This is a genomic window from Litorilinea aerophila (assembly GCF_006569185.2).
Taxonomy (GTDB): domain Bacteria; phylum Chloroflexota; class Anaerolineae; order Caldilineales; family Caldilineaceae; genus Litorilinea; species Litorilinea aerophila.
Genome location: NZ_VIGC02000015.1, coordinates 131,535 through 138,179 on the forward strand (window position 1 = coordinate 131,535; position 6,645 = coordinate 138,179).

A 6,645-nucleotide genomic window follows, 5' to 3' on the forward strand; every position below is an offset into this window, starting at 1 on the left:
TTGTCCGGCCAGGAGGTCGGACCTACGGGTTGCATGAACCCACCTGCACGCCCCCCCTGGACGCATCGACACCTTTCGGTCCTGGCCAACGGGCAGGGCCAGCCCCGCCCTGACGGTTTCCTCAATGGCGGCCGCAGAGCGCCTTGGCCATTTCCACCACCTGTTCGGCGGTGGGTACGGTGAGGTCCTCCAGCACCGGCGAGAAGGGCACGGGCACGTCCATGGCACCCAGCCGCTTCACGGGCGCGTCCAGGTAGTAGAAAGCGCCGTCCGCGATCACCGAGGCCAGCTCGGCCGTCACGCCGTAGGAGTGGTAGCCTTCGTCGATGACAATGGCGCGGCTGGTCTTTTTGGCCGACTGGATGAGGGTCTCTCGGTCCAGGGGCACGGTGGTGCGCGGGTCCACCACCTCGGCGCTGATGCCCAGCTCTGCCAGCTTCTCGGCGGCCTCCAGAGCCACCAGGACCATGCTGCTGGTGGCTACCAGGGTGATGTCGGTGCCGGTGCGCTTGATGTCGGCCACGCCGAAAGGCAGGGTGTACTCCTCGGCGGGCACGGGCCCCTTGCTCTGGTAGAGCATCTTGTCCTCGAAGATGGCCACCGGGTTGTCATCTCGGATGGCCGTCTTCATGAGGCCCTTGGCATCGTAGGGGGTGGCGGGAATGGCGACCTTGAGGCCGGGGATATGGCTGAACCAGGCGTGGAGGGACTGGGAATGCTGGGCGGCGGAGCGACGGGTGGCACCCAGGGTGGTGCGCAGGACCATGGGCACCTTGAGCTTGCCGCCGGACATGTAGTGGGTCTTGGCTGCCTGGTTGACCATCTGGTCCATGGTCAGGGTGATAAAATCGCCGAACATGATGTCCACCACCGGCCGCATGCCGGTGATGGCGGCGCCCACCCCCATGCCGGTGATGCCGGCCTCGGAGATGGGCGAGTCGATGACCCGTTCGGGGCCGAATTCGTCCACCAGGCCGGTCAGCACCTTGAAGACGGTGCCCGCCTCGGCCACATCTTCGCCGATGATGAAGACCCGGGGATCCCGCCGCATCTCTTCGGCCAATGCTTCCCGGATGGCCTGGGCGAAGGTGATCTCCCGGCCCTGGGGATTGCGCACCGAAATGCTGTACTGGACGTCAGGCGTAGACATGGCGATCCACCTCGCTGGGGTCCGGGTAGGGAGCGTTCAGGGCGAACTGGACGGCGGCTTCTACCTCGCTGCGCACCGTCTGCTGGATGCGGTCAAAGATGGGCGGTTCTACCCCGCCCTCGGCCATGAGCCAGTCGGCCAGCAGCTTGAGGGGGTCCCGGTGGGTCTGCCACCAGGCCTCTTCTTCGGCAGAGCGGTAGAAGGAGCGGTCGATGTCGCCCACGTGGTGGCCTCGGAAGCGGTAGGTATGACAGAGGAGGAAGGCCGGCCCCTCGCCCCGCCGGGCACGGGCCACCAGGCGTTGCATGGTGTGGAACACGGCCCGCACATCCTGGCCGTCCACCTCCGCCGCTTCCAGACCGAAGGCCTGGGCCCGTCCCAACATGCTGCCGGCGGTGGTCTCCCGGTTGTGGGTGTACTCGTTGTACTGGTTGTTCTCGCAGACGTAGATGACCGGCAGTTGCCAGAGCTGGGCCATGTTCATGGCCTCGTAGAGGAGGCCCTGGCCCAGGGCGCCGTCGCCGAAGAAGCAGACCGCCACCTGATCGGTGCCCCGCATCTTGATGGAGAGGGCAGCGCCGGTGGCGATGCCCGCGCTGCCGCCCACGATGGCGTTGGCGCCCAGGTTGCCCGTGTCCTGATCGGCGATGTGCATGGAGCCACCCTTGCCGCGGCAGTAGCCGGGCGCCTTGCCCAAGAGCTCGGCGAACATGCGGTCCAGCGCGGCGCCCTTGGCCAGGCAGTGGCCGTGCCCTCGATGGGTGCTGGTGATGTAGTCGTCCCGACGCAAGGCTTCGCAGACGCCCACGGCGATGGCCTCCTCGCCGATGTAGAGGTGGGCCAGGCCGGGCATGCGTGCGCTGGTGTAGAGCTCGTTGGCCGCCTCCTCGAAGGAGCGGATCTTGCACATCTGCTCGTACATGTGGAGCCACTGTTCGCGGTCCACGCCGTCCAGGGCCGCGTCCGCGGGTGGGGCGTCAGGCGCGCCCGAGACGGGGTCTGGTTTCGTCTTGTCTGCCATCGCTGGTTTCTCCATCCTTTGGTTTGGGCCGCCCATCCACTTCTTGTCGCAGGATCGTGTCAGGGTTTTGTCGCAGGGTCATCCACACAGGTGGGCACAGATGAAGATGGCCGCACGTGCGGCCTGGGGAGCAATCCATGGTGGGCCTGTGGGACCGATGGGGGCACCATGGGACGATTCACGTGTCGTTCACGTGCAAGCTGCCAATATCATAGCGCAAAGCCGGGAATTGGGACAAGCCAGCCTTGACGCGGGAATCCAGCCCGGCTATCCGGGCCGGGCCGCCTACTCCTTCACATAGGCCCGGCCCAACGCCGCGGGCGCCACGCTGCGGCCACCGCCCTGCAGCAGCACCAGCAGGGTCAGGACATAGGGCAGCATGAGCAGCAGCTCGTAGGGGATGGCTTCCAGGTTGAGGGCCTGGATGCGGAACTGCAGCGCAGTGGCGATGCCGAAGAGGAGCGCGCCGGCAAAGGCCCGCTCCGGCCGCCAGCGGGCAAAGATGACCAGCGCCACCGCAATCCATCCCCGGCCAGCGGTGATGCCCTCGTTGAAGATGCCCAGCTGGGCCACGGTCAACACTGCGCCACCCAGCCCGGTCAGGGCCGCACCCAGGAGCACCGCCCCATAGCGGACGGCCACCACATTCACCCCCGATGTCTCCGCCGCGGCCGGATGTTCGCCCACCGCCCGGATGTTCAGCCCCCAGGTAGTACGGTACAAGAAGAAGAGGGAAGCGGCCAACAGCAAGAGACTGCCGTAGGTCACCAGGTCGTGGTTGAAGAGCACGGGCCCCACCAGCGGCAAGTCCGCCAGCACGGGGATGGGCACGGGTTTCATGCCCGTGACCCGGGCGGTCAGGGAACTGAACTGCTGGCGGTAGACGTAGGTGGTGATGCCCTGGCCCAGGATCACCAGCATGATGCTGGTCACCACCTGGTCGGTCTGCAGGGAGACCGCCAGCACGGCCATGATCAGCCCCATGAGCAGGCCGGCGATCAGCCCGGCCCCCAAGCCCAGCCAGGGCGCCAGCCCCACCAGCCACGGGGTAGCCGACTGTTCCGCAGCGTAGGCCGTCATGAAGCCCGCCAGCGCACCGGCCAGCATGATCCCTTCCAGACCCAGGTTCAAGACACCTCCCCGCTCGGTGATGATCTCTCCCAGGGCCGCCAGGAAAATGGGAATGGCCAGCCGAATGCCCGAAATGAGCAGCGTGGTCAGAAAGGTCAACGTCAACAGAGGGCCCCAATCCGCCATTCAAATCACCTCGTCATCATCCACCGTCGGGCCAGCGCGTCCGCGGCCAACACGAAGAGCACCACCAGCCCCTGGATCACCTGGGCCAGGGCCATGGGCAGCCCGTAAACGCTGTGCATGGTCTGGGCGCCGATGGTCAGCGCGGCGAAGAAGAGCGCAGCCACCAACACGCCCACGGGATGAAGCCGCCCCAGGAGGGCCACCAAAATGCCGCTGAAGCCGTAGCCGCCCAGGATCCCTGCCTTGAGCCGGGTGTGGAGTGCACTCACCTCCATGATCCCCGTCAGGCCGGCCAGCGCACCGCTGAAGAGCAGCGCGAAGACAATGCCGCGGGAGACGCTCATGCCAGCATAGCGGGCCACCGTCTGGCTGGCGCCAATGGCCCGGATGCGGAAGCCCAGGGGGGTCTTCCAGAGGAGCAAGTAGACCAGGGGCACCAGCGCCAGCGCGATGAGAAAACCCACGTGGATGCGGGTGTCCCCCAGGGTGGGCAAACGCACCGACCGGGCCAGTTGGGCGCTCTGGGGCAGGAAGCTCTCCGGATCTTTCAACGGCACCCGCACCAGGTAGAGCAACCAGTACTCGGCGATGTAGTTGAGCATCAAGGTGGAGATGATCTCGTTGATCTGAAAACGCAGCTTGAGGAAGGCAGCCACCGCAGCCCAAAGCGCACCGCCCACCAGACCCGCCAGCAACATCAGCGGAATCACCAGCGCCGGCGGCAGGGTAGCCTGCAGACCCAGGCCCACCACCGCGCCGGCCAGGGCCCCCATCAGATACTGCCCCTCCCCGCCGATGTTCCAGACCTGGCCCCGAAAGGCCACGGTCAACCCCAGGCCCATCAACAGCAAAGGCGTCGTCTTGAGCACCGTCTCCATCAGGGCCCGTCGGCCGCCAAAGGCGCCCTGAAACATGGCCAGATAGGCCGCCACGGGATCGGCGCCGGAGAGAAGGATGAGGACCGCGCCAGCCAGCAACCCCAGGAACACACCCGCCAGGGCTGCCAACAACGGCGCGATCTGGCGCAGCCAGCCGGCCCGCCGACGGGACGCAAGGACGCCGGTCGCGCCCGCTTCCGCCGGGGCCGTGACCGAAGATGGAGAAACCGAATCGCTCACGGCTGTCCCCCCTGCACATGGCCCCCCTGCACCGGATGTTGGGGCGTGCCCGCCATCATCAGGCCCAGGGCTTCCACGTCCACCTCTTCTGCCGGACACTCTCCCACGATCCGCCCCTCGTAGAGCACCACGATGCGGTCGCTCAGGGCCAGGATCTCGTCCAGCTCGGTGGAGATGAGTAAAATAGCCATGCCCTCATCCCGCCGACGCACCAGCTCCCGGTGCACATACTCGATCGCGCCCACGTCCACCCCGCGGGTGGGCTGGGCCACCAGCAGCACCCGGGGGCCGTGGGCGATCTCCCGGGCCAGGACCACCTTTTGGGCATTGCCGCCGGAGAGGGTGGCCACCCGGACATCCACCGACGGCGTGCGTACGTCAAAGGCCTGGACCAGCCGGCGGGCGTGGGCGCGCAGGGCCCCCATGTCCAGCAGCCCCCGGCGGGTGAAGGGCGGCCGGTCTACGGTGACCAGGGCCAGGTTCTCGGCCACGCTGAAATCCCGCAGCAGCCCCGTCCGGTATCGGTCCGAGGGGACGTGCCCCAGACCAGCGTCGAAGATGGCCCGAGGCGTGCGGTTGGTCACATCCTGGCCGCAGAGCTCGATACGCCCGGACGAGACCGTCCGCAGCCCCCGCAGGGCCTCCTCCAGCTCCCGCTGGCCATTGCCCTCCACCCCGGCCACCCCCACGATCTCGCCAGCGCGCACGGTCAGGTTCACCCCCCGAAGGGCAGGCAGCCCCCGGTCGTCCTCCGCGTGGAGGTCCTGGATGCGCAGGAGCACTTCGCCAGGTTTGGCGGGCTGTTTGTCCACCCGTAGCATCACCTCCCGGCCCACCATCATGCGGCTCAGGGCCTGGGCCGTGGCCTGGGCGGCCGGCACCACGTCCACCAGCCGTCCGTCCCGCATGACCGCGATGCGGTCGCAGATCTCCATCACTTCCCGCAGCTTGTGACTGATGAAAATGATGGAACGCCCGTCCGCGGCCAGGCTGCGCAGGATGGCCAGCAGCTCGTCCACCTCCTGGGGTGTGAGCACCGCGGTGGGCTCGTCCAGGATGAGGATTTCAGCACCCCGGTAGAGGGCTTTGAGGATCTCCACCCGCTGCTCCTGGCCCACCGAGAGCTGCCAGACCGGCGCGTGGGGATCCACCTGCAGCCCGTACTGGGCCGAAAGCTCCAGGATCCGTTGGGCCACGGCCCGGCGGTCAGCCAGGAGGGGAGCCCGGGGCGAAGGCTGCCCCAGCATCAGGTTTTCGGCCACGGTGAAGGTGGGCACCAGCATGAAGTGCTGGTGGACCATGCCCAGGCCGTGGGCGATGGCGTCATGGGGCGATCGAAAGTGGACCGGGCGGCCCCGCAGGCGGATCTCTCCCTCGTCCGGCCGGTAGAGGCCGTAGAGGATGTTCATGAGGGTGGTCTTGCCGGCGCCATTTTCGCCCAATAGCCCCAGGATCTCCCCCTGCTTCAGCGCCAGGCTGACCCGGTCGTTGGCCAGCACGCCGCCGGGAAAGCGCTTGGTGATGTTGTGCAATTCAACGATGGGTGCAGATTTCACCGTGTCCATCTGTTGCTTTGTCGTCTTTTCTTCATCTGCCTGGGTATGGCACCATCGGGCGGGCACGGGGGCCCACCCCTACAAGAATTCGGTACCTCCCGGATCCTGGCGACACCGGGCGGGGCAAGCCACGTCCCTACAGGACCTGCCCCCCTTCGTAGGCGCAGCTCGCAGCTGCGCACCCGCCGCCTCCCCTTCACCTGCCTGGGTGCGGCAAAACCGTGCGGCCAGAGACCGCACCTACGGCGCGGGATCCCGCCCCGATTGGGTGCCACGGACACGTAGGGCGGGTCTCCGGCCCGCCGAACGTGGCCCACTCTGCGGGGCACCGGCACCATCGGGCGGGCACGGGGCCCACCCCTACAAGAATTCGGTACCTCCCGGATCCTGGCGACGCCGGGCGGGGCAAGCCCCGCCCCTACAGGACCTGCCCCCCTTCGTAGGCGCAGCTCGCAGCTGCGCACCCGCCGCCTCCCCTTCACCTGCCTGGGTGCGGCAAAACCGTGCGGCCAGAGACCGCACCTACGGCGCGGGATCCCGCCC

The 6,645-nt window shown here is 67.5% G+C and carries 5 protein-coding genes; all 5 read right to left on the reverse strand.

Translation table 11 applies throughout. From position 1 onward, the window contains the following. Nucleotides 1–121 precede the first annotated feature (121 nt). Entirely contained in the window at nt 122–1,150 is a 1,029-nt protein-coding gene (locus tag FKZ61_RS13195; RefSeq protein WP_141610583.1) for an alpha-ketoacid dehydrogenase subunit beta, read from the reverse strand. Next, on the reverse strand, nt 1,137–2,072 hold the full coding sequence (locus FKZ61_RS13200) for a thiamine pyrophosphate-dependent dehydrogenase E1 component subunit alpha (RefSeq protein WP_407659911.1): 936 nt from the start codon (nt 2,070–2,072) through the stop codon (nt 1,137–1,139). The genes FKZ61_RS13195 and FKZ61_RS13200 overlap by 14 nt, the downstream gene beginning before the upstream one ends. A gap of 384 nt (nt 2,073–2,456) precedes the next feature. After that, a complete protein-coding gene (locus FKZ61_RS13205) occupies nt 2,457–3,428 on the reverse strand; it encodes an ABC transporter permease (RefSeq protein ID WP_141610585.1) in 972 nt (323 codons plus the stop codon). Nucleotides 3,429–3,433: 5 nt separating this feature from the next. Beyond that, entirely contained in the window at nt 3,434–4,546 is a 1,113-nt protein-coding gene (locus tag FKZ61_RS13210) for an ABC transporter permease (RefSeq protein ID WP_211358547.1), read from the reverse strand. After that, complete coding sequence (locus FKZ61_RS13215; protein ID WP_407659909.1) at nt 4,543–6,102, reverse strand: ABC transporter ATP-binding protein; 1,560 nt, start codon at nt 6,100–6,102, stop codon at nt 4,543–4,545. The genes FKZ61_RS13210 and FKZ61_RS13215 overlap by 4 nt, the downstream gene beginning before the upstream one ends. Nucleotides 6,103–6,645 lie beyond the last annotated feature (543 nt).